This is a genomic window from Rhizobium laguerreae, assembly GCF_019778565.1.
Classification (GTDB): domain Bacteria; phylum Pseudomonadota; class Alphaproteobacteria; order Rhizobiales; family Rhizobiaceae; genus Rhizobium; species Rhizobium laguerreae.
This window is the reverse complement of the sequence record NZ_JAAXQT010000010.1, coordinates 301,121-322,623: the sequence shown is the minus strand read 5'-3', so window position 1 is coordinate 322,623 and position 21,503 is coordinate 301,121. Positions and strand designations below refer to the sequence as shown.

At 61.3% G+C, this 21,503-nt stretch carries 21 protein-coding genes; 6 read left to right on the top strand and 15 right to left on the bottom strand.

Going from position 1 to position 21,503, the window contains the following annotated elements:
• Positions 1-5: 5 nt before the first annotated feature.
• From kduD to HFO71_RS28230, 6 genes are all read right to left on the bottom strand, one after another.
• Positions 6-770, bottom strand: coding sequence for a 2-dehydro-3-deoxy-D-gluconate 5-dehydrogenase KduD (gene kduD / locus HFO71_RS28255; RefSeq protein ID WP_269207220.1), 765 nt, complete (start codon positions 768-770; stop codon positions 6-8).
• A complete protein-coding gene (gene kduI, locus HFO71_RS28250) occupies positions 767-1,603 on the bottom strand; it encodes a 5-dehydro-4-deoxy-D-glucuronate isomerase (protein ID WP_025397592.1) in 837 nt (278 codons plus the stop codon). Before kduI ends, kduD begins: the two co-directional genes overlap by 4 nt.
• A gap of 626 nt (positions 1,604-2,229) precedes the next feature.
• Positions 2,230-2,376, bottom strand: coding sequence for a DUF1127 domain-containing protein (locus tag HFO71_RS28245; protein WP_003594835.1), 147 nt, complete (start codon positions 2,374-2,376; stop codon positions 2,230-2,232).
• Positions 2,377-2,556: 180 nt separating this feature from the next.
• Positions 2,557-3,537: a 3'-5' exonuclease gene (locus HFO71_RS28240; RefSeq protein WP_131640607.1), complete on the bottom strand. Its 981-nt coding sequence runs from the start codon at positions 3,535-3,537 to the stop codon at positions 2,557-2,559.
• A gap of 94 nt (positions 3,538-3,631) precedes the next feature.
• On the bottom strand, positions 3,632-5,011 hold the full coding sequence (locus HFO71_RS28235; protein WP_077980050.1) for an ATP-binding protein: 1,380 nt from the start codon (positions 5,009-5,011) through the stop codon (positions 3,632-3,634).
• Positions 5,008-5,682, bottom strand: coding sequence for a response regulator transcription factor (locus HFO71_RS28230; protein ID WP_077980049.1), 675 nt, complete (start codon positions 5,680-5,682; stop codon positions 5,008-5,010). The genes HFO71_RS28235 and HFO71_RS28230 overlap by 4 nt, the downstream gene beginning before the upstream one ends.
• A 415-nt stretch (positions 5,683-6,097) precedes the next feature.
• Between HFO71_RS28230 and HFO71_RS28225 the strand changes: the two genes are divergently transcribed.
• Both HFO71_RS28225 and HFO71_RS28220 read left to right on the top strand, forming a co-directional pair.
• Complete coding sequence (locus HFO71_RS28225) at positions 6,098-7,360, top strand: flavin monoamine oxidase family protein (protein ID WP_221988718.1); 1,263 nt, start codon at positions 6,098-6,100, stop codon at positions 7,358-7,360.
• Between the two features lie 239 nt (positions 7,361-7,599).
• Positions 7,600-8,631, top strand: coding sequence for an aldo/keto reductase (locus HFO71_RS28220; RefSeq protein WP_077980047.1), 1,032 nt, complete (start codon positions 7,600-7,602; stop codon positions 8,629-8,631).
• A gap of 109 nt (positions 8,632-8,740) precedes the next feature.
• On the opposite strand, the gene HFO71_RS28215 is transcribed toward HFO71_RS28220, so the two are convergent.
• Positions 8,741-10,525 carry a trimethylamine N-oxide permease gene (locus HFO71_RS28215; protein ID WP_077980046.1) on the bottom strand — a complete coding sequence of 595 codons (1,785 nt, stop codon included), beginning with the start codon at positions 10,523-10,525 and terminating at the stop codon, positions 8,741-8,743.
• Between the two features lie 250 nt (positions 10,526-10,775).
• Here HFO71_RS28215 and HFO71_RS28210 point away from each other — a divergent pair, with 250 nt between their 5' ends.
• From HFO71_RS28210 to HFO71_RS28195, 4 genes are all read left to right on the top strand, one after another.
• On the top strand, positions 10,776-13,145 hold the full coding sequence (locus HFO71_RS28210) for a trimethylamine N-oxide demethylase (RefSeq protein WP_221988716.1): 2,370 nt from the start codon (positions 10,776-10,778) through the stop codon (positions 13,143-13,145).
• 302 nt (positions 13,146-13,447) lie between these two features.
• Positions 13,448-13,657, top strand: a complete 210-nt coding sequence (locus HFO71_RS28205) for a cold-shock protein (protein WP_003548109.1) — start codon at positions 13,448-13,450, stop codon at positions 13,655-13,657.
• A 128-nt stretch (positions 13,658-13,785) separates the two neighbouring features.
• Positions 13,786-14,010, top strand: coding sequence for a hypothetical protein (locus HFO71_RS28200; RefSeq protein ID WP_077980044.1), 225 nt, complete (start codon positions 13,786-13,788; stop codon positions 14,008-14,010).
• A gap of 245 nt (positions 14,011-14,255) precedes the next feature.
• On the top strand, positions 14,256-14,636 hold the full coding sequence (locus tag HFO71_RS28195; protein WP_017957701.1) for a DUF6481 family protein: 381 nt from the start codon (positions 14,256-14,258) through the stop codon (positions 14,634-14,636).
• Between the two features lie 41 nt (positions 14,637-14,677).
• Here the strand turns inward: HFO71_RS28195 and minE are convergent, their stop codons facing one another.
• The 8 genes from minE to HFO71_RS28155 form a co-directional block, all read right to left on the bottom strand.
• Entirely contained in the window at positions 14,678-14,938 is a 261-nt protein-coding gene (gene minE, locus HFO71_RS28190; protein WP_003548116.1) for a cell division topological specificity factor MinE, read from the bottom strand.
• Complete coding sequence (gene minD / locus HFO71_RS28185; protein ID WP_025397600.1) at positions 14,935-15,750, bottom strand: septum site-determining protein MinD; 816 nt, start codon at positions 15,748-15,750, stop codon at positions 14,935-14,937. Before minD ends, minE begins: the two co-directional genes overlap by 4 nt.
• 85 nt (positions 15,751-15,835) lie before the next feature.
• Positions 15,836-16,555 carry a septum site-determining protein MinC gene (gene minC / locus HFO71_RS28180; RefSeq protein WP_221988714.1) on the bottom strand — a complete coding sequence of 240 codons (720 nt, stop codon included), beginning with the start codon at positions 16,553-16,555 and terminating at the stop codon, positions 15,836-15,838.
• A 209-nt stretch (positions 16,556-16,764) separates the two neighbouring features.
• A complete protein-coding gene (locus HFO71_RS36230) occupies positions 16,765-17,367 on the bottom strand; it encodes a methyl-accepting chemotaxis protein (RefSeq protein ID WP_221988712.1) in 603 nt (200 codons plus the stop codon).
• Between the two features lie 112 nt (positions 17,368-17,479).
• Complete coding sequence (locus HFO71_RS28170) at positions 17,480-18,817, bottom strand: NAD(P)-binding domain-containing protein (RefSeq protein ID WP_131661613.1); 1,338 nt, start codon at positions 18,815-18,817, stop codon at positions 17,480-17,482.
• A 40-nt stretch (positions 18,818-18,857) separates the two neighbouring features.
• Entirely contained in the window at positions 18,858-19,898 is a 1,041-nt protein-coding gene (locus HFO71_RS28165) for a heme-dependent oxidative N-demethylase family protein (protein ID WP_077980041.1), read from the bottom strand.
• 31 nt (positions 19,899-19,929) lie between these two features.
• Entirely contained in the window at positions 19,930-20,895 is a 966-nt protein-coding gene (locus HFO71_RS28160; RefSeq protein WP_221988710.1) for a PDR/VanB family oxidoreductase, read from the bottom strand.
• Positions 20,892-21,497, bottom strand: a complete 606-nt coding sequence (locus tag HFO71_RS28155; protein WP_168344352.1) for a dimethylamine monooxygenase subunit DmmA family protein — start codon at positions 21,495-21,497, stop codon at positions 20,892-20,894. The genes HFO71_RS28160 and HFO71_RS28155 overlap by 4 nt, the downstream gene beginning before the upstream one ends.
• Between the last annotated feature and the right edge of the window lie 6 nt (positions 21,498-21,503).

Here is a 21,503-nt window from a genome sequence, read left to right as displayed (position 1 = left end):
ACCGATTACCGAGCCAGCCAACCGCCATCGACGGGCAGCACCGTTCCATGCACGTAGTCGGATGCCGAGGATGCCAGGAATACGGCCGCACCGCCGAGTTCGGACGGCGTTCCCCAGCGCCCGGCCGGGATCCGGGCAAGGATGGCGGCATTGCGGTCGGCATCTTCGCGCAGCGCCGTGGTGTTGTTGGTCACGAAGTAGCCGGGGGCGATGGCGTTGACGTTGACGCCCTTGCCGGCCCATTCGCAGGCAAGCAGCTTGGTCAGTCCGGCGAGGCCGCTTTTCGAGGCGGTATAAGACGGGATCCGGATGCCGCCCTGGAAGGAGAGCAGCGAGGCGATGTTGATGATCTTGCCCCTGCCCTTGTCGACCATATGGCGGCCGGCCGCCTGAGACAGGAAGAAGGCAGTCTTCAGATTGACGTCGATCACCGCGTCCCAGTCTTCCTCGGTGAAGTCGAGTGCATCGGCGCGGCGGATGATGCCGGCATTGTTGACGAGGATGTCGAGGCCGCCGAAGGTCTGGATGGCCTCGGTAACGATCCCCTTGACTGGTTCGATGCTGGCGAGATCGGCCTTGACGACATGGAAGCGGCTTCCCGCTTCCTGCACCAGCGCCTCGGTTTCGTCCATCGAGGAGCGTCCGACGGCGACGATCGACGCGCCGGCCTGCGCCAACGCTGCCGCGATGGCCTGGCCGAGACCCGTATTGGCGCCGGTGACGACGGCAACCCGGCCGGAAAGGTCGAAGGGATTTGCCACGATGCTCACCTCAGATCCGCAATGGCGATATGGTCCATGTCGGTGAAGCTCTTATTGTCGCCGGCCATCGCCCAGATGAAGCTGTAATTCTTGGTGCCGGCGCCCGAATGGATCGACCAGGGCGGCGAGATGACCGCCTGTTCGTTGGCGACAAGCATATGCCGGGTCTGCTGCGGCTCGCCCATGAAATGGAACACACGCTGCTCCGCTTCGAGATCGAAATAGAGATAGGCTTCCATGCGGCGGTCATGCGTATGTGCCGGCATTGTGTTCCAGACGCTGCCCGGCTCGATCATGGTGAAGCCCAGGGTGAGTTGGCAGGACTGGCAGACGTCCGGATGGATGAACTGGTAGATCGACCGCTTGTTGGCCGTCGCGGCTTCGCCCGGCGTCAGGTGACGGGCCTTTTCGCGGGTGAGCAATACGGTCGGGTGCGCCTGATGCGCTGGCGTCGAGACCAGATAGAACTTTGCCGGATTGGCGGCATCCGCGCTCTCGAAGCTGATGTCCCTGGCGCCCTTGCCGACATAGAGGCAATCATATTTGGCAAGATCGTAGTTCGTGCCGTCGACGATGATGCGGCCGGCACCGCCGATGTTGAGCGCGCCGAGTTCGCGCTCGGCAAGGAAGGTTTCCTGTCCGATCGCCGTCGGCGCCGTCAGCGTCAGCCCGGGGCCGAGCGGCGTCGCGCCGCCGATGACCATCCGGTCGTAATGCGAATAGGTGAGCCGGATCTCGCCGCTCGCGAAGACGGTTTCCACCAGAAAGTGACGCCGCAGCGTCTCCGTGTCGAAATTGCGCACGGCCTCTGGATGGGAGGCGTGCCTCACGTCGATCTGCATGTCAATTTTCCTTCCGCTTCATTGTCGCTACGGGGGCGTCGCTATTGCGGAAGCCGGTCTTGTCCGGCCTGTCCCGCTGCGGCGGTATCCATCCGGTTACATAGTTGTACGACAAGTTTGGTGTCAACATGTTTGTCGGTGCGCGTTCGAGGAGACGTAAGGCCCGCAAGAGCGCGAAGCGAATTTGGGATAGACAGGAGAATTTCCGGAGATGATGACGCCATCATCCAAGCAATGGATCGCAAGCCGTCGTTCTTGGCGCGATCCGGCAGTGCTATCGGCCAAAACGAAAAAGCCTGCCGCGGGAGGAGGTGCGGCAGGCTTTCGTAAAAAACCGAACGACAGCTGGGAGGAGGAGTGCTGTCATTCCACAGACGACCCTGGGAGGAGGATGGGGCGCCTGTACATCGAAGGGACGCGGGAGGAGGTGCATCGCTTCGATAGAAATAATCATACTTATTTCTTGCTCAGTTGATAGGCATTTCTTTGCAGGGCAGCTATGCGTTATGCGAAAAGCGGGACGCTCGATTACCCTGGTCCATTCGCTGGAAGCACAAAAGCAAAGCGCCCGCTCGGGAGGAAGCAGGCGCTGGCATGGTCTTGAAGATGCTTGGTCTAAGCTGCCGTTAACGGGCGATGGCTGCGCGGGCGACGTTGCGGATGTCGCCGCGGCCGATGCCGAGGTCGTCTAGTTCGCGAGCGGACATACGACCCAGTTCAGCGACCGTCTGACGGTACTTGCGCCAGTTATTGAAAGAGCGTGCTACGTTCATGATGATCCCCTTTCGTGGGCTTTCGAAGCTTAGCTGCCAGTCCTTGGCGCTTCGTTCGCTTCGATGAGGTGTATATAATACGAGACCGCTGATTATTGCAGCGCCAATGCATCAGTGCACCTATGCGACACTTGCATGGGTCGCCATATCTTGCAGCTCAGGATCCGAACCGCTTCGCGGTCAGAGTTTGAAACGATCGAAGGCCGTCAGCCGTACGATCGGCGGCTCCGCCTCGGCCCATCGGTAAATATCCGAGCGCAGATAGGAGAGTTCGTCGTCGAGATCCTCTTCGCCGACTTCGATCCACCAGGACTTCAGGCGGCCGTCGCTGCCGTCCGACCAGCGATAACCCCTCCCCTTCAGATGATCCTTCATCTCGAACGGGCTGTGTTCGGCAAAGATACGGACGCGCGAACGCTGGCTGGCGCGGTAAAGCTCGGTGAACGGGCTTTCACCGCCGCGCTGCTCTCGATCGAGGATTTCCAGCAGTGCGTGGCAGTCGTCCACGGCGCGATGGCCTTCGTGGAAATACCCGGCCTGGCCGACGAGATAGCCGAGCTTCGTACCCTCGAAGCCGCGGCCGCTCCAGTCGATCTCCGAAACCGAGCATGCCCAGGCCTTGCCGGTGAAAATCTTCGAGAAGGCCTCGCAGAACGGCCGGTCGAAACCGGCATTGTGGGCAATGATCAGATCCGCCGGCTCGATCAGAGTTCTCAGCGATTGGATATCGATGAGCTGTCCTTCGACCATCGCATCGGTGATACCCGTCAGCCGGGTGATCTCGGGCGGGATCGGCCGGGACGGCTGTTGCAGGCCGCCATAGATGCCGACGATATCGCCGATCGCACCGTCATCGTCGAAGGTAAAGGCGACGGCGCCGATTTCGATGATCTCGTCGCTGCGATGGTTGAGACCCGTGGTCTCTGTATCAAGAATGACACCGAGGCGCGAAAACCCCGGCTGTCTGACTGACGCAATCGGCCGGGCGACCAGTTTTCTCAAGATGCGATAGTTGCCGCTCTCTTCGAGCGCCCGCACCATGTCTTCATCGGAATGGACGACCGGCTGCGATGGCCGCCGGTGCGATGGACCGCGTGCCTTGGCCGTCGCGGGCGATGCCTTGGCAAACATGTCGAGTTGCGAATCTCTGTGCACGCTCATCGAATCTATATGTCACGGAGACGCGATTTAATCCATCGCATGACAACGCCGTGCCTCTTTTCGCGAGGCGCAAGGAACGCCGTAGCACCTTGAATTATGCAGTCGCCAGATGTGGTGGAGTATCAACATGTGCCGTTTTGTCCGTCGGGAAGCTCAGCCGGCAGACTGTCCCGGGATTGTGGTTGTCGATCGTCACCTCACCGCCGTGCATGCGCAGGATGTCGCGAACTAGATTGAGGCCGAGGCCGGCACCGCGTCCGTCGTGATGGCGCTTGAAGAACGGCTCGAATATCCGGTCGCGCATATCGGCGGGGATGCCTGGTCCCTCGTCCCTGACCTCGATCCAGTTGCTGCCTGATGTCAGCGAGATGGTGCCTTTTCTGCCGCCATGGTTGATCGCGTTCTGGAGGATGTTCATCAGGGCGCGCTGCAGCGCCAGAGGATCGCCCTCGATCTTTCCGGCACTGTCGACATCGAACTGCACCGTATAGCCGGCGGCAAAGGCCAGCGGCGCCATCTCGATGATGACCTTCCTCGCCAGCTGGCCGAGATCGACCTTGGTGAACTGGATCTTGCCCTGTTTCAGCCGCTGAAGATCGAGCATCTGCTCGGTGAGTACGGCGAGCCTGGCTGCATCTTCCAGGAGGTCGGTCTTGATCGAACTGTGCGGCAGGGCTCCAATTCTCGTATTCAGAATGGCGATCGGCGTGCGCAGCTCATGGGCGGCATCGGTCAGAAACCGTTCCTGCCGCTCGTAACCCTCGTCGAGACGTCCGAGCGCGCGGTTGACGGCGTGCACCAGCGGCGCGATCTCTTCGGGAATGTCGTGTTCCGACAGCCGGCCCCCACGCTGATCGATATCGATGGTATCGGCCTGGAGCGCGGCCTGGTCGATCCCGACCAGCGATCGTCGCACGACGAGCGGCGTCGCGATCAACGCACCCAACGCCATCACCGCGACGATCGGAATAACAATCTTCGCAAGGATCAGCGAAAGCTTGAGCAGGATGAAGGTGGACGAGATGGGGCCGTCGGTGCCCGTCAGAAACTGAACCTGTCCCCACTCCGTCGCGATCCATTTCATCCGGGCAGCCGGACGGTCGTGGTCGCCGAGATTCGCGCCGAACTCGGCCTCGTCGAGATGATCGAGCGCGTTGCCGATCGTGGCATATTCTTCCGGAATCCGGCCCTCGGTCAAAACATGTCCCTGCATGTCACGGACAGTGTACCAGAGATCGGGCGCGTCCTTGCGCAGCTGCCGCAGATCCTCGGTCTCCCTCAGGCTCAACTCTCCGGTGGGCTGGCGGAAGACGGCCTGGCGCAGGATCTCGATCGTGCCCTCCGTCGACCTATATTCGGATATCTTGCCAACCGAAATCAGCACGATCATCACCAGGATGAGCACGACCGATTGCACGGCAAGAAGGCGCCAGAACAGGCGCTTGCGCAGCGAATAGGAGCATCGTTTGCTCATGATGCTTCCCGCAGGAGATAACCCACGCCCCGGATAACGTTGATGACCACGCCTGCTTGCGATGCCGCCAGCTTGCGCCGCAACCGCGATATGTGGGAATCGAGCGCGTTCGACTGTATCTCGTCGTCGAAGCCGAAGACTGCTTCCATCAAGGCCGGTCGCGGCACCATGCGACCGGCACGACGCATGAGGCATTCGAGCACCAGCGCCTCCCGGCGCGGCATTTCCAGACGCAGTCCTGAGACGATGACGTCGCAATAGGTCGGATCGAACGAAAGACGGCCGATCGAGATCAGCGCCGGGCGCAAGGTTTCGGAGCGGCGCATCACGGCACGCAGCCGCGCCAGAAGTTCGTCGAAGACGAATGGCTTAGCAAGGTAATCGTCGGCGCCGGTCTCAAGCCCGGTGATCCTGTCTGGAACCTCTCCCTTGGCGGTGATGACGATGATCGGCAGTGTCAGCCCCTTCTTGCGGATCTTCGGAATAAGCTCGAGGCCATCGCCGTCAGGCAGTTGCCGATCCAGAAGGACGGCGTCGTAGGCGCCGTCGCCGATCACCAGCTCGGCGTCGCACAGGGTCGAAACGTGATCCATCACCATGTCGTGCCTGGTCAGGGCGCCCCGGAGCGCCACGGCCATTTGAGGTTCATCCTCGATCAGTAATATGCGCATCTCACATTCCTATCGGGGGCGTCTATCGGGGATCGTCGGTCCATAGGTGGAAACCATATCACCATCGAGCAAGTCTGCGGTGCCTGACGCGCGTCGAGCAAAAGATCGCCGTCTCGCAGCGGAGTGACGCGCGGCGCTTACTCGGTGGTCGATCGAAACGCCCATTGACCCTCACAGTGGCTGTTTGTTCCGAACTATGAACCGGATCAACATTGCAACAGTCTGTCATGTCACCGTCGCGGTGCCGCTGCTCAGAACTTGCATGAGGACTGTGGGCGCGTCCTCCAATCAAACATCATTGCGCGGGAACGGCAGGTCTGCCGCGCCTTGCGTTTCATGAACACGGAGCATAGCTGTTTGATCCCGGGCTCCCCCTCGGGTAGGCGAATTGGCGGCGAGCGGCCAAGGAGAATGCATGCCAGGTGACAACAGCAAAGGTGCCGACGAGGATGTCGTCATCATCGGCGCCGGTGCCGCCGGCATTGCCGCCGCCCGTCGCCTGCGGGCAATCCGCCCGGATCTTTCCATCCTCCTCCTTGAAGCCGGCGATCGTCTCGGGGGTCGCGCCTGGACGGTCAGCCTGCCTGAAGCAGCCGATATCGGGCTCGATCTCGGCTGCGGCTGGCTGCATGGCGCGCGGACCAATGCCTGGACTGCGATCGCCGGCGAGGTCGGACTGACGGTCGACCGCACGCCGGCACCCTGGAATGATGGCGGACGGCAGCTTCCGCGGGATGGCGCGGAGGCGCGTGCCGCAAGGCAGGCGATCGGCGCCTACTTCGAGCGCCTCGAGAGCCACGCGGGGAATGACGCAGCCATGGCCGATATGCTCGAGCCGGGCAATCCCTGGAACGGCCAGATCCGGGCGGTCGGCACCTATATCACCGGCGCCGAACTGGAGCGGTCGTCGGTCGTCGATTACAACAGATACGATCCCGGCCCTGGCCCTGACTGGCGGGTGCGCGAGGGCTATGGAACACTGGTCTCGCTTTACGGCAAGCCGGTTCGGGCAAGGCTCGGCACCGAGGTAACCCGCATCGACCATCGTCATGCCGGTCGTATCGGCATCAAGACGAACCAGGGCGTGCTCAGTGCCCGTGCGGTGCTGGTGACGGTTTCGACGAATGTGCTTGCCGCCGGCAAGATCGACTTCGACCCACCTTTGCCAGAGAAGATCGAAGCGGCGGCCCGTTTGCCGCTCGGGGTCGCCGACAAGCTCTTCTTGAGGCTCGCGAATCAGGAGGCGCTGCCGGCGGACACGCATATGCTCGGCTCCAACAGTCGCGGCGCGACCGGTACCTATCAGCTTCGGCCGTTCGGCGCGCCCGTCGTCGAGGCCTATTTCGCCGGCGACCTCGCGCATGATCTGGAGGGGCAAGGCAGAGAGGCTGCCTTTTCCTTCGCTGGAGACGAACTGGCGGCATATTTTGGTGCTGACATCCGCAAGGAGCTGTCGGTAGCGGCAATGTCGGCCTGGGCCGCAGCGCCTCATATCGGTGGCTCCTATTCCTACGCCGAGCCCGGCGCCTCCGATCAACGCGGCCGTCTCGCCGCGTCGCATGACGGGCGGATCTTCTTTGCCGGCGAGGCCTGTTCGACGTCGCGTTATTCGACGGCGCACGGCGCCTACGAGACCGGCGTCGCCGCAGCCGATCGAATCGCCGGCTCGTTTTCTTGAAATCCGTGCCTTCGCCGGCTGCCGCAGCAGGCAGGAATATTTTTTTCTCACTTGGTCGCGCGGGCGGGATTGGTTATGCTTCCGCTCGCCCCTGTGCTTCCAGCCCAGGGCGCTATACGTCATCCGGCGGCAAGCGGCCGCCTCAAGCACATTATTGTCATTGTCATTGATTGCAGGAGCCCCGGCTTCTACCCCGACGTTTGCACGTCGGCTGCGGGCATCCGCATGAGGAGGAAGAAATGGATTATCGCAAGCTCGGTCCGAGCGGGACCGTCGTCACCGCCTATTGCCTAGGCACCATGACCTTTGGCGCGGAGGCCGATGAGGCCGCCTCGCACAAGCTGCTCGACGATTATTTCGCCTGGGGCGGCAATTTCATCGATACCGCCGATGTCTACAGCGCCGGCAAATCGGAAGAGATCATCGGACGCTGGCTGAAGGCGCGCCCGACCGAAGCCCGCCAGGCGATCGTCGCCACCAAGGGGCGGTTCCCGATGGGCAACGGCCCCAACGATATCGGCCTGTCGCGCCGGCATCTTAGCCAGGCCCTCGACGATTCGCTCCGCCGTCTCGGCCTCGAGCAGATCGACCTCTACCAGATGCATGCCTGGGACGCGCTGACGCCGATCGAGGAAACGCTGCGTTTCCTCGACGATGCGGTTTCCTCCGGCAAGATCGGCTATTACGGCTTCTCCAATTATGTCGGCTGGCACATCGCCAAGGCCTCGGAGATTGCCAAGGCGCGCGGTTACACCCGCCCGGTGACGCTGCAGCCGCAATATAACCTGCTGGTGCGCGACATTGAGCTCGAGATCGTCGCTGCCTGCCAGGATGCCGGCATGGGCCTGCTGCCGTGGTCGCCGCTCGGCGGCGGCTGGCTGACCGGCAAGTACAAGCGCGACGAGATGCCGACCGGAGCCACCCGCCTCGGCGAAAACCCCAATCGCGGCGGCGAATCCTATGCGCCGCGCAATGCGCTGGAGCGAACCTGGGAGATCATCGCTGTCGTCGAGGAGATCGCCAAGGCGCATGGCGTCAGCATGGCGCAGGTGGCGCTCGCCTGGACGGCGGCGCAGCCGGCAATCACCTCCGTCATCCTCGGCGCCCGCACGCCGGAACAGCTCGCCGACAATCTCGGCGCCATGAAGCTCAAACTCTCCGACGACGAGATGGCGAGATTGAACGAGGTGAGCGCTCCTCAGCCGTTCGACTATCCCTACGGCAAGGGCGGCATCAACCAGCGCCATCGCAAGATTGAGGGCGGCCGCTGAGCCTTCCTTCGGCAACCGGATGATTCGTCTCGCCCGGTCTGCAACCACCAATGAAAAAGCCGCCATGTTTCCATGGCGGCTTGGCGGCCTGTCTGCTTGGGAGGCGATTTTAGGCCGGAAGCTGGAAGACGACGTTGGCGATCAGGACGATCGCCAGGCCGCCTGCGAGTGCGAGATAGGGCAGGATGCCGGCTTTCCTGACGCCGAGATCCTGGCCGACGAGGCCGAGATCCTCCATCGCGCCGGCCGGGAACTTGCCGCCGTCGCGCACATAGTGACGATAGGCGAAGACCGGTAGGATCAGGGCGGCGAAGATGAAACCGACCCAGAGCGCATTGGAATAACCCCAGACCTTGGCACCTGCGCCCAAAAACAGAGCGTTGACGAAGGCCAGCACGGTGTTGAGGCCGATCAGCCAGGTCGGCGCCTTCCAGGGGCGTTCGATATGGCCGGAATCCATCCGGTGGATCCAGCCGGAATTGAGGTTCAGGAAGTTGAAGATGATGTAGCCGACATTCGAGACGGCGAGCACGAAGAAGTAGCCGCCGACATCCGAGGCAATCGCCAGCAGGAAGAGGTTGAAGGCGAAATCGGTCCACATCGCCCGCGTCGGCGCCCCGTGCTCGTTGACGTGGTCGAGATATTTCGGCAGCCAGCCATCCTTCGAGCCCTGGTAAAGCGTACGTGACGAACCGGCCATCGCCGTCATGATGGCGAGGAAAAGCGCCATGATCATCAGTACGACGAGCAGCTGGGTGACGATCCGGCCGGCGCCGATCAGGCCGCCGAGCGCTTCGGCGACACCGGTGCCGTCGACGATGCCGGGGGCCAGCATGCCTGCATGGCCGAGAACGCCCTGGAAGGCGAAGGGCACGAGGAAGAAGAACAGGCAGCAGGCAAGGCCGGAATAGAAGATCGCCTTGAAGGTGTCGGTCTTCGGGTTCTTCAGTTCGCGGGTGTAGCAGACTGCTGTTTCAAAGCCGTAGGTCGACCAGGCGGCGATATAAAGGCCGCCGAGGAAGAGCGTCCAGCCGCCATTGCTCCAGGTTCCGTCGGAAGCGGCATAGGCGGCCGTCGGCGGCACGAGGCCGGTGACGTTGGTGGCAAGGATCTGGCCGCTGACGATCGGGTAGAGGCCGATGATGAGCAGCGGCACCAGCACGATGATGGCCAGCCACTTCTGCACGCTTGCCGTTTCCGAAATGCCACGATGCTGGATGGCGAAGATGATCAGCATCAGCATGCCGCCGATGAAGAAGGTGGCATTGATATTGGCGGTGGCAAGGAAGGGAATACTGAAGCTGAAGAGCGACCAGCTGCGGATCGCCGGCGTGAGCGCCGCGACACCGTCGGTGCCGAGCAATGCCTTGACGGCGTCATCCGGCGTCGTGCCGGCATGGGCTGCGATATATTCGGCGACGCGGGGGCTGTCGGCCGTGACGGAAGCGGCATGCGCTGAGATCCAGTCGAGGACCATTTGCGAATCCGCTGCCGGAATCGGGTAGAATGCGTTGAGGATGTAGCCGGCGGCGATAGCGCAGCCGAGCGACAGCACCGGCGACCAGGCAAACCAGTTGCACCAGACGGAGAGCGGCGCGATGAATTTCGAGTAACGCAGCCAGGCGGTAGCGCCATAGACGGAAGCGCCGCCGGATTTGTTGGCGAACATGCCGGCGATCTCGGCATAGGTGAAGGATTGCAGGAAACCCATCACCATCGAGATGATCCAGACGACGAAGGCGAGCTTGCCCGTCGTGCCTGCGATGCCGCCAATGGAGAAAAGAACGAGCGGCGGCACGCCCGCAGCCACCCAGAATGCGCCCTTCCAGTCGAGCGCGCGTACAAGCTTACCTTCGGTGCCGGATGCAATCCCGGCCTCCACAACGTCTGTCATCGGTGAAATTCCCCATTCTATTTGTTCCGGACGTATCTTTGTACGTCTCCCTGAACGCGTCTCCCTGACAGTCTCAAGCCGGCCCGGATGATTTTGGCGATCCGTGTTCCCGACGGATTCCCGAGTCTCAATTCTTTATGCATAGTGAAGATATTTTCTTTTTAGTCAACATCACTTTACTTTCCCGGGGCATTTTGTAACCTGCATGGGTGGGTTGTCCGTGGACGCCCGATCCTCCCATGAGGGCAGTATGCGAGAACTTCATCCTGCTATGACAGGCCTGCGGCCGGCCGCTCCGAGCCTCGTGCATTATCCCGGCATTCCCACCCTGCCGGAGGGAATGGAGCGCTACAAGGCAAAGGGCGGCGGATCGGTCGTTATGCGCGTCGAACCGGGAGACCGCGTCAGCGTCATCGACAGCGAGGGCGGTCAGCTCTGCGAGATCTCCTTCCTCGACGAGAAAGGGCGCTTCCTGGCAGCCGGTCTCGGAACGGCATTCAGCAATTCAGCCGAGGGCTTGAAGGACATTCTTCAAGCCGAGGATGAGAGTGCTGCCCGCACGCGTGCGGCACTTCAGCGGCGCGGCGCCGATCTGGCGGCGGCCGGCGCGCTCTGCATTTTCGGGGCGGGATCGACGCCGGGCAGCCGGGCGGATTTCACGATTTCCATGAAGGGCCTGCTGATCGTCGCAGCACCTGCCAGCGCCATGTCGCCGGAGGCGCAGGATACGGCGACGCCGATCGAGATCAGGATCAAGCGCAGCCTGCTGATCCGCGATTACGCTTCCGCTTTGCCGGAACCGGCCGCCGATCCGGTCGAGGATATCCGCATCCGGGCGGCGACCGCCGCAGCCTATTTCGTGCGTGCCGGCGAATTCATCCAGATCATCGATGTTTATGGACGCCAATGCACAGATTTCCAGGCGTTTGCCGCCCGCAAGGTCGACAAGGGTCTCGACCTGGCGCTCGATTCCACCGTCACCCGCACGCTGCTCGGCCGCAGCTATCCGATGCCGGGTCTCCCCTCCAAGGCCTTCGACCGAGACTTCGAGCCGCTGGTCGAAATCGTCCAGGATACGGTCGGACGTCACGACGCTTTCGCGACCGCCTGCAATTCGCGCTATTACGACGACATGGGTTATCCCGGCCACGTCAACTGCACGGATAATTTCAACGCGGCGCTGGCGCCTTACGGCATTGCCGGCCGCAAGGGCTGGGAAGCGCTGAACTATTTCTACAACACCAATATCGACCACAACAACCAGCTCTATCTCGACGAGCCCTGGTCGCGTCCGGGCGATTACGTGCTGATGCGGGCGCTGACCGATCTCGTCTGTGTCTCTTCGTCCTGCCCTGACGATATCGACGCTGCGAACGGCTGGGATCCGACGGATATCCACGTCCGCACCTTTTCCGGAAAAGAGAAATTCTCACGAGCGGTAGCCTATCGCATGACCCCAGATGCAGACGCCGAACTGACGCGCGAAACCGCCTTCCATCCCCGCCTCTCCGCCTTGACGCGGGACTACACCGAATATCGCGGCTATTGGCTGCCGAACCGCTTTTCCAGCGAAGGGCCGGTCGAGGAATACTGGGCCTGCCGCGAGCGCGCCGCCGTCATCGACCTCTCGCCCTTGCGGAAATTCGAGGTGACGGGGCCGGATGCCGAAGAGCTGCTGCAATATTGCCTGACGCGCGACGTGCGCAAGCTGTCGACCGGCCAGGTCGTCTATTCCGCCATGTGCTACGAAAACGGCGGCATGATCGATGACGGCACTCTGTTCCGGCTCGGCGACAAGAACTTCCGCTGGATCGGCGGCGATGATTTCAGCGGCATATGGCTGCGCCAGCAGGCCGAGAAAAAGGGCTTCAAGGCCTGGGTCCGCTCCTCGACCGATCAGATGCACAATATCGCCCTGCAGGGGCCGAAGAGCCGCGATATCCTGAAGGAGATCATCTGGACGGCGCCGCGCCAGCCGACGATTAGCGAACTCGAATGGTTCCGCTTCACCGTCGGCCGCATCGGCGGCTTCGAGGGTGCCCCGATCGTCGTCTCGCGCACGGGTTACACCGGCGAACTCGGCTACGAGATCTTCTGTCATCCGAAGGATGCGCTGACGGTGTTCGACGCGGTCTGGGAGGCGGGGCAGCCGCACGGGTTGAAGCCGATGGGGCTGGAGGCGCTCGATATGGTTCGCATCGAGGCGGGCCTGATCTTCGCTCACCATGAATTCACCGATCAGACCGACCCGTTCGAGGCCGGGATCGGCTTCACTGTGCCGCTGAAATCCAAGCAGGACGATTTCATCGGCCGCGAGGCGCTGATCCGACGCAAGGAGCATCCGCGCCATCTGCTCGTCGGGCTGGACATCAAGGCGAACGAAGCGGTCGGCCATGGCGATTGCATCCATATCGGCCGCGCCCAGGTGGGCGTTATCACCAGCGCCACGCGCTCGCCGGTCCTCGGCAAGATGATCGCGCTCGCCCGCATCGACGTGATGCATGCGAGCCCCGGCACCGAGGTCGAAATCGGTAAGCTCGACGGCCATCAGAAGCGCCTTCCGGCGACGATCGTGCCCCTTTCGCATTACGATCCGCAGAAGACGCGGCCGCGCTCGTAATGCCTGCTTTTGAGGTCGGGAGACGGCGATCGGCTTCTTGCGCTGTTGATGAAGCCGCACGTTTTAGCGGCGGCATGCAAGGTGACCAAGATGCAACCTTATATTGAGTGTATGACCGTGAAAAACTAAAAGTTGACAAATTTGGATTGAATGACTATATCTCGGTTGTCGATATTGCTTGTTTGACTTTTGTTATCGCGCGCTGGCAACGTGCCCTGGACGAACTTCCCTCTTCAAAATCGAGATCATCATCCGTCGTGCTTCCGCACGTGCGGTCGTCAATTGCTATGAAAGGGTTCGTTATGACCACTGGCACAGTTAAATGGTTCAATTCCACCAAGGGCTTCGGCTTCATTCAGCCTGATGACGGCGGCGCTGACGCCTTCGTCCACATCTCTGCCGTCGAGCGCGCCGGCATGCGCGAAATCGTCGAAGGCCAGAAGATCGGCTACGAGCTTGAGCGCGATAACAAGTCGGGCAAAATGTCCGCTTGCAATCTCCAAGCTGCTTAAACTGAAATCTGCTTTCCTTTGACCGCGGATGTACCGGCACTGTCGAAAGTATGATACTATCAAGGTCAGGCAAGTTGCCTGGCCTTTTTGCTGCTTTCGCCAAGCGGGCTCACAAATCCAGGATTAATATGACAGAGTCACACAGCAAATCACGCAAGCAGGCGGAGATTGCCTTCGGAAACGCGCAATCGCAATTCCTGGCGCGAAGCCGCGCGGTCGAAGAGATCGATTCGACCGTACGTGCCCGCGAGGAAAAAACCTTGCGATTACGCGAAGCGCGTGAGGCCAAGGAATTGCAGGATCGCTTGACAGGGGTTGCTGCTCCCGGCGCGAAGCGAAAAAAGAAAATCTGACACTACTGCATAATTCCTTAAATCGGATTCGATTTCAGGATAAACCATGCGGCAGTTCAAAGTATTGCAGCGCCCTTCGCGCGTCTGATGGCGCGCGGCGCCCTGGAACAGGATGATTTTAGGCCGGATCGGCCTAGACACTCAATCTGTTCTAATTAAAGAGTAGAGCATGATGTGGTCCGAAAACCGCGCACGCTTTTCGACATCATGCTCTCGGGTCGAAGTCAAACAGTCAGGAAACAGATTTGAAAAACGCCAAAAACAACGAGCTTTCCGATCGCCGCAGCGCCGCTGCCGAAGCCAAGGCGGCTCTCCTCAATGCGTATCGTAGCGCCAAGGATTCAGCCGAACCCACGAGGCTGGCAAAGCAGGCGGAGCGTCAAGCTATTGCCGCGGCCAGGGAAGAACGTCGCGCTCAGCGGGAACGCGTCAAGCTCGAGGAACTGGAGCGGGCTCAGGCCGCCGAAGCCGAACGTCAGGCTGCCGCCGAGGCCGCAGCACGCGCCGATGCCGACGCGCGCGAAGCGGCTGACAAAGACCGGATCGCTCGTGTGATTGCCGATGAAGCCGCCCGAAAGGCCGAACGCGACCTGCGTTACGCCAATCGCAAAGCCAGGAAGTCCTGATCGTCAGCGCCGCCTGTCGTCAGGACAGGCAGCGCTCTCTTTCAAGCGGCCTGCACGGCTGCATTCAGCGGGATTTCGACGTCGATCTCAAGGGTCGAGACGTACTCGTTGCGATCGATCGTCACCTGCACCTTGTCGTGGTCAAGCTGCACATGCTTTGCGATCACCGCCAGGATTTCCTCGCGCAGCAGGGTAACCAGGTCCGACCCCGCCGAGGAACGTTCATGGGCGAGAAGGACCTGCAGCCTTTCGCGGGCGGCCGGTGCGGTTCTCTGCTTGTTGAAAAGACGGAAAATATTCATGCCGCCCTCCGTCCGAAGATCTTGCCGAAAATATTCCTCTTTTCCTCTGGGATCGCGATCGGCACAACTTCGCCGGCGAGCCGGCGAGCGGCGTCGAAATAAGCCATCGCAGCGGCGCTGCGGCTGTCTGCCAGCGTGACCGGCGCTCCGATGTTGGATGCCCGCAGAACATCCATGCTCTCGGGGATGATGCCGAGCAGCGGGATGGACAGGATTTCCAGAACGTCGTCGACCTTGAGCATGTCGCCGCGTTCGGCGCGGTTGGCGTCGTAGCGAGTGAGCAGCAGGTGCTTTTCCATCCGCTCGCCGCGCTCGGCCTTGGCGGTCTTGGCATCCAACAGGCCGATGATGCGATCCGAATCGCGCACCGACGAGACCTCGGGATTGGTGACGACCACGGCAACATCGGCGTGGCGCATGGCGAGCGTTGCGCCGCGCTCGATCCCGGCGGGGCTATCGCAGATGATCCAGTCGAAATAGCGCTTCAGGTCGTTGATCACGCGCTCGACGCCCTCGGCCGTCAGATTGTCCTTGTCGCGTGTCTGCGAGGCCGGCAGCAGGAACAGCGTTTCCAGCCGCTTGTCGCGAATCAGCGCCTGGGTAAGCTTGGCGTCGCCCTGGATGACATTGATCAGGTCGTAGACCACCCTGCGCTCGGCGCCCATGACGAGGTCGAGATTGCGCAGGCCGACGTCGAAATCGACGACGACGACTTTTTCATTGCGTTGCGCCAGCGCCGCTCCCAATGCGGCGGTCGAGGTTGTCTTGCCAACCCCGCCCTTGCCTGACGTGACGACGATCACTTTCCCCATCATTGTCTCTCCTTTGCCGTGGCCCCAGTAATTCAAAGTGTTAAAGCGTCCTTTGCGGCTCTCGAAGAGACGCGCGGCGCTGTCGTCAGATCAGTTTTTCTGCCATGATCGCGTCGTCTTCGAGCCAGAGCTGAACAGCCTCTCCGCGAAGATTGGGGGCCATGTCTTCCGCCATTTTGTAGATGCCGTCGATTGCAACCAGCTCGGCCTCGAGCTTGCGGCAAAAGATCCGCGCCGATGCGTTTCCGATGGACCCCGCCATGGCTCGGCCACGCAAGGCGCCATAGATATGGACGGACCCGCCGGCGATGACCTCGGCACCCGAGGCGACCGATCCGATGACCGTGACGTCGCCTTCCGGAAAGATCACCGATTGCCCCGAGCGCACCGGCTCCCTGATGACGATCGATTGCATGGCCGGGCGGGTCTCCGCCACTGCCTGTTTGCCGGGCGGATCGGCAGGCTCCTTTGCCTGAACCTCGATGTCGGAAACCGAACGACCGCCTTTGAGTGCCGGCGGCATGCCGGATCCGAGGATCGAAGGCCGCGCGCCCTCGATGCCCATGATGCTGACATTGCGCTTGGCAAGTTCGGCAATCAGGTCCTTCAGCTGCGGCCGGTCGATTTGCAGGTCCGTCAGGTCGAGCACGACAGGCCGTCCGAGGAAGAAGCCGGCCGAACGCGCGGCCAGATCGTCCAGCCGGATCAACCAATCATCGATCGGAAGATCCGGAGACAGCATGACCGCGAGGAAAGAACGGCCCTTGATGCGGATGGAGCGAGCGTCTGTTAGCACTTTGGTCATCTATGTGAAGAAATCGTTGACCATGTCTACCGCTGCTATGGTTAACAAAAAGTTAACGCGACATTAATATCACCGACAATCACCTGAGATTCTTTAAGCGCGGAATTACCGCAAGTCATTGGGAAAGCGTCGCAATCTCTGGAAGCACTGAACGGTTAATGACGCGGCTTTGAACTTGAGCCGCAAATCCGCCGCTGCTTGGGTAACGCTCAGCCTTTCGCCGTGCGTTGTGCGTTGGAAATAGCGCGTGCGGCCTCTTCCGAGGAGTTGGCAAGCGTGCGCATCTCGGCGGCCAGCACGGCAAAACCCGATCCGGCCGTGCCGGCGCGGGCGGCCTCGATACCGGCATTGACGGCCAGCAGCTTCAGGTAACGCAGCGATTGCAGGATCTCATTGGTCTTCGAAGCGGTGATGCGCATGTCGGCGGTCTGGTCATCGATTCGCTGATAGAGTGATTCGATGTTAGTGATGCTGCCTTCGAGATAGAGAAGCTCGCCCTTCTCGTCCCAGATGCCGCCGCCCGTCTCGGTGACCCAGATGAGATGCCCCATGGCGTGACGGATGCGGTATTCCATCGTCCAGTCCGCGCGTCTCTCCAGCGCCCGCCCGACGATCTCGTCCATCAGAGGCACGTCTTCCTCGTACATGATCGAGGTGAAGGTCCGCGTGCGGTTGCCGATGATTTCGTCGGCCGGATAACCGAAGATGCGCTCGATGCCGTCGGTCATCTCAAGCATCGTGTAGTTTTCATCGGCATGGCAGCGGTAGAGAAAACCGCTCATGCGCCCGAGAATGCTCGTTTGAAAATCCATGAAGGCGACATCCGAAGAAAAGAGCTGCAGTCGTCTCGCTCAAAGGCGCGGCTCACAACTTGCCGGAGGAGAGTGCCCGCACACCCTCCTCCGGCAATGCAGGCCCGCCTCGTCAGTTGCGCAGATATTCCTCCATGGAATCGTCGAGCGCCTCGACCCAGGGCGTGTGGTGCGTCGGCGATATATTGCCGGTCATCAGCGATCGGTAGGCATGGTCGCGGAAGCCCATGATGTTGTGAGCCTTGTGATGTTCCCACTCCATGAAGGTCTGGTTGGTCCCCTCGATGTCGAAGTTGGGATAATCGGTTTCGGCGAGCAGTTCCTTCACATAGTCGCCCTGATACCAGATCATCTGCTCGGCATCCTCGAGCGTTTCCTCACGGGCGCGCCACATGTCGAAATTGGCTTTCAGCTCCTCTTCGGATGGCAGGGTGATGCGACCCATCATCACGTCGCGCGCCCACCAGGCCTGCACGTCGAACATGTTGAAGGTGTAGAACTGGTCCTGCATGCCGATATAGAAAAGCCGCGGGTTCTTGTCGAAAATCACCCCCTTGTAGAGGCTGTCGGCCCAAAGGCGGTTGGCGGTCTTCAGCCGGAGATCATCGGGCAGGAAGGGGAAATGGTGCTGGTAGCCGGTGCAGAGGATCACGGCATCGACCTCCTTGGTCGAGCCGTCGAGGAAATGCGCCGTGCGGTTTTCGAGCTTCACCAGCAGCGGCCGCTCCTCGAAATTCTCCGGCCATTTGAAGCCCATCGGCTTCGAGCGATAGCTGGTCGTCACCGATTTCGCGCCGTATTTCCAGCATTGCGAGCCGATGTCCTCGGCCGAATAGCTGCGGCCGACTATGAGGATATCTTTGCCCTTGAACTCCAGCGCGTCGCGGAAATCGTGGGCATGCAGCACGCGGCCGTTGAAGGTCTTCACGCCTTCGAAATAGGGCACATTCGGCGTCGAGAAGTGACCCGATGCCACGACGACATAGTCGAACTCCTCGTCATACATCCGGTCTTCGATGCGGTTATGCGCCGTCACCGTGAACTTCTTCGTCTCATCGTCGAAGCGCACCATGCGCACCGGCGTGCTGAAGCGCACCCAGTGGCGGACGTTGGCTTTCTCGACGCGGCCCTTGATGTAATCCCAGAGCACGGCGCGCGGCGGGTAGGAGGCGATCGGCTTGCCGAAATGCTCCTCGAAGGAATAGTCGGCGAATTCGAGGCATTCCTTCGGGCCGTTCGACCAGAGGTAACGATACATGCTGCCATGGACCGGCTCGCCATATTCGTCGAGGCCGGTGCGCCAGGTATAGTTCCAGAGCCCGCCCCAATCCGACTGCTTTTCGAAGCAGACGATCTCCGGGATTTCGGCGCCCTTCTGGGCGGCCGATTGAAAGGCGCGCAACTGCGCCAGCCCGGAAGGCCCGGCACCGATGACGGCTACTCTTGTCATGAAGCATTCCCCTCTTGATTATATCGCATTGTCCTGCGTGTCAGTCCGGATAGATGCCGGGGCTGGTCGGTGCCCCGTCGTCATATTTGGCAAGCCAGTCGATCGTCGTCTCGCGGAAGCGGGTGAGGCCCTTATAGTCGATGAGCTCGGGCGGCAGCGTCTTCAGCACGCGCGGGAAGCGGCGTGCCCATTTCGGCACGGTGACGAGCTCTTCCATGTTCATCAGGTAGCAGCGGATGACGAAGAGGATGGCGTTCGAGCGCGGCAGGCGCCAGAGGCTTTGCAGCTCGACGCGCAGATGCACCTTTTCGCCGACATTGTCCGGCGTCACCGTCGTGCGGTCAGGACCCCATTTGTGATAATTCTCCGGGCTGGTGTCGAGGCGCGGATTGATCGTCATCGTCCAGTTGAAGCGCCGTGTCGGCTTGCCCTGCTGCAGGTTCAGCAGGAATTTCAGCGCCCGGTCGAAGACGCCGATCTGGTGGGCGAGCGGCACCGGCCCGTGCCATTCCATGAAATTCATGCCGATATCAAAATCGAGCGACCAGTCGGCCTGCGTCGTCACCATGCCGGCGTCCATCCAGAGATTGCTGTCGCGCTGGTCGACGATGCAGAAATCGCCCTGGGCCTGGCGGGTGATATATTCGAAGGGCTCATAGGGCAGCGTCGAAGCATCACCGAAGGTGAAGCTGTCGTCGATACCGAGTGGGCGGTTGATCCAGCGCCACTGGTCGCCGTCGCGGATCAGGGTGAAATGGTCGGGGTAACCCGCCGCCTGCTCTTCCATCAAAAGTTCGAGCGTATCCCATTGCGCGCTCATCATGTGCGGCAGGGCCTGATAGCGCAGCGGATCTTCCTTCAGGACCAACGCCCGGTCGTGCATCTCGGCGACATAATGCTCGTCGACGTCGATCAGGCTTTCGTAGACGGTTCCCGCCCGGCCGTGCACATGCGGCTCCATATTGACCGAATACATGTATTCGTCGCGGTCGAACGGAAACGGGAAACGCCGGATGTTTTCGGGGCTATTCCGATAGCTGAAATCGTTCCGGAAGGTTTCCTGCTTGAAGACGATTGCCATGTCCAGTCTCCTTGTTCCGCTTCCGATGCCGCTAGAGATCAAGATGCAGCGTGTTTCCCTCGAAGCGGGAAACGCAGATCATCACCTTGCGGCCAGATGCTTTTTCTTCGTTGGTCAGATAGACGTCATGGTGCAGCAGCTTGCCGTCGCAGGTGACGACCCCGGTCTCGCATTGACCACAGGCGCCGCCGCGACAGAGGAAGGGCGCGTCGACGCCCGCCGCCTCGATCGCCTCCAGCATGCTTTCGTGATGGCCGACCTTCACGGTCTTGCCGGACCGCAGGAGCTCGATCGCGAAGGGCTTGCCGGGTAGAGACGACAGGAACCGTTCCGAATGCAGGTTCTGCTCCGGCCAGCCGGCGTCCAGTCCCGCCTTCAGCACGCCGTCGATCATCCCGGACGGGCCGCAGACATAAAGATGCGTGCCGAGCGGCTGGGTGCCGAGCAGGCGCGTCAGGGGGATGGCGCCGCCTTCGGCGTCGCAATAGATCTTGATGCGATGTCTGCCATAGCGCTCGACGAGTTGCTGCCAATAGGCACCGCGGTCGCGCGTGCGGATGGCATAATGCAGTTCGAAATTGGCGCCCTCGCGGGAAAACTGTTCCATCATCGCAATGAAGGGGGTAATGCCGATGCCGCCGGCGATCAGAAGATGCTTGCGCCCGCGCCAGTCCGGCTGGAACAGGTTGACGGGATAACTGACCTTCAGCTCGTCGCCTTCGCGGACCTTCTCATGCATGAAGGTGGAGCCGCCGCGTGAATCCTCGACGTGCAGCACGCTGATCTCATAGGCTGCGCAATCATGCGGCGGCGACATCAGCGAATAGGCGTTGCGGCGCATATGGCCGCCATCATTCATCAAAACGATGACGTGGGCGCCGCCGGAGAAATAGGGCATCGGCTTGCCGTCAAGGCGCTCGAAACGGAAGCGCTTGACGCGCTCGGCGATCGGCGTGATCCGCGCCACGCGGACAGGAATTTCAGTACCACCGCTCAAAGGAACAACTCCTCTGGATCAGGCGCGCTGCCCGGTTCTTCCGCATCGATATTGACGCCCTGGAAGGCGGCGAGCCGACGCGAATAATGATCGCGCACCAGAAGCGGGAGCCCGCAATGGCTACACGTGAAGGGGCTGGTGGTGACGTCGTCGGTGATGCCCTTGCAATGGACGCATTGCACGCGCCGGGCCAGCGAGCCGCGATGCTCGGTGATGACAGAGGCATGGTCCACGCCGTAATCGAGCGCCACGAGCATTGCCTGGCCGATGAAGCCTTCCGTGCCCGATAGATAAAGCCGCGTGCCCATATGAGCGGTGGCAAGCGAACCCTTCAATCGGAAGAGCAGCGTTGCGATGGTCGGGGCAGTGAAGAACATGTCGGCGCCGAGGCGGCGCAGCGTCTCGTCCAGGCCGGTGCCTTGCGAGCCGCGGGCGACATAGAGGATTTCGCTGCGGGAAAGAGCCGTTTCGTCAAGCGCCGGCTGCTGATCGAGCAGAGCCTTGGCGCCCTCCCCTTCGAGCGCGAAAATGTGCCGCCGGGCGCGCGGCTGGATGGTCAGGCCCGTATAGACTGGTCGGCTCTTGATGCCTGCAACGAGCATTCGCGT

Coding starts and splice junctions, on each gene's coding strand:
- minD (WP_025397600.1), bottom strand. CDS start 15,750: ATGGGGAAAGTGATCGTCGTCACGTCAGGCAAGGGCGGGGTTGGCAAG.
- HFO71_RS28205 (WP_003548109.1), top strand. CDS start 13,448: ATGACCACTGGCACAGTTAAATGGTTCAATTCCACCAAGGGCTTCGGC.
- HFO71_RS28165 (WP_077980041.1), bottom strand. CDS start 19,898: ATGGCAATCGTCTTCAAGCAGGAAACCTTCCGGAACGATTTCAGCTAT.
- HFO71_RS28245 (WP_003594835.1), bottom strand. CDS start 2,376: ATGAACGTAGCACGCTCTTTCAATAACTGGCGCAAGTACCGTCAGACG.
- minC (WP_221988714.1), bottom strand. CDS start 16,555: ATGACCAAAGTGCTAACAGACGCTCGCTCCATCCGCATCAAGGGCCGT.
- minE (WP_003548116.1), bottom strand. CDS start 14,938: ATGAATATTTTCCGTCTTTTCAACAAGCAGAGAACCGCACCGGCCGCC.
- HFO71_RS28240 (WP_131640607.1), bottom strand. CDS start 3,537: ATGAGCGTGCACAGAGATTCGCAACTCGACATGTTTGCCAAGGCATCG.
- HFO71_RS28230 (WP_077980049.1), bottom strand. CDS start 5,682: ATGCGCATATTACTGATCGAGGATGAACCTCAAATGGCCGTGGCGCTC.
- HFO71_RS28210 (WP_221988716.1), top strand. CDS start 10,776: ATGCGAGAACTTCATCCTGCTATGACAGGCCTGCGGCCGGCCGCTCCG.
- HFO71_RS36230 (WP_221988712.1), bottom strand. CDS start 17,367: ATGGATTTTCAAACGAGCATTCTCGGGCGCATGAGCGGTTTTCTCTAC.
- HFO71_RS28225 (WP_221988718.1), top strand. CDS start 6,098: ATGCCAGGTGACAACAGCAAAGGTGCCGACGAGGATGTCGTCATCATC.
- HFO71_RS28170 (WP_131661613.1), bottom strand. CDS start 18,817: ATGACAAGAGTAGCCGTCATCGGTGCCGGGCCTTCCGGGCTGGCGCAG.
- HFO71_RS28220 (WP_077980047.1), top strand. CDS start 7,600: ATGGATTATCGCAAGCTCGGTCCGAGCGGGACCGTCGTCACCGCCTAT.
- kduI (WP_025397592.1), bottom strand. CDS start 1,603: ATGCAGATCGACGTGAGGCACGCCTCCCATCCAGAGGCCGTGCGCAAT.
- HFO71_RS28235 (WP_077980050.1), bottom strand. CDS start 5,011: ATGAGCAAACGATGCTCCTATTCGCTGCGCAAGCGCCTGTTCTGGCGC.
- HFO71_RS28200 (WP_077980044.1), top strand. CDS start 13,786: ATGACAGAGTCACACAGCAAATCACGCAAGCAGGCGGAGATTGCCTTC.
- HFO71_RS28155 (WP_168344352.1), bottom strand. CDS start 21,497: ATGCTCGTTGCAGGCATCAAGAGCCGACCAGTCTATACGGGCCTGACC.
- HFO71_RS28215 (WP_077980046.1), bottom strand. CDS start 10,525: ATGACAGACGTTGTGGAGGCCGGGATTGCATCCGGCACCGAAGGTAAG.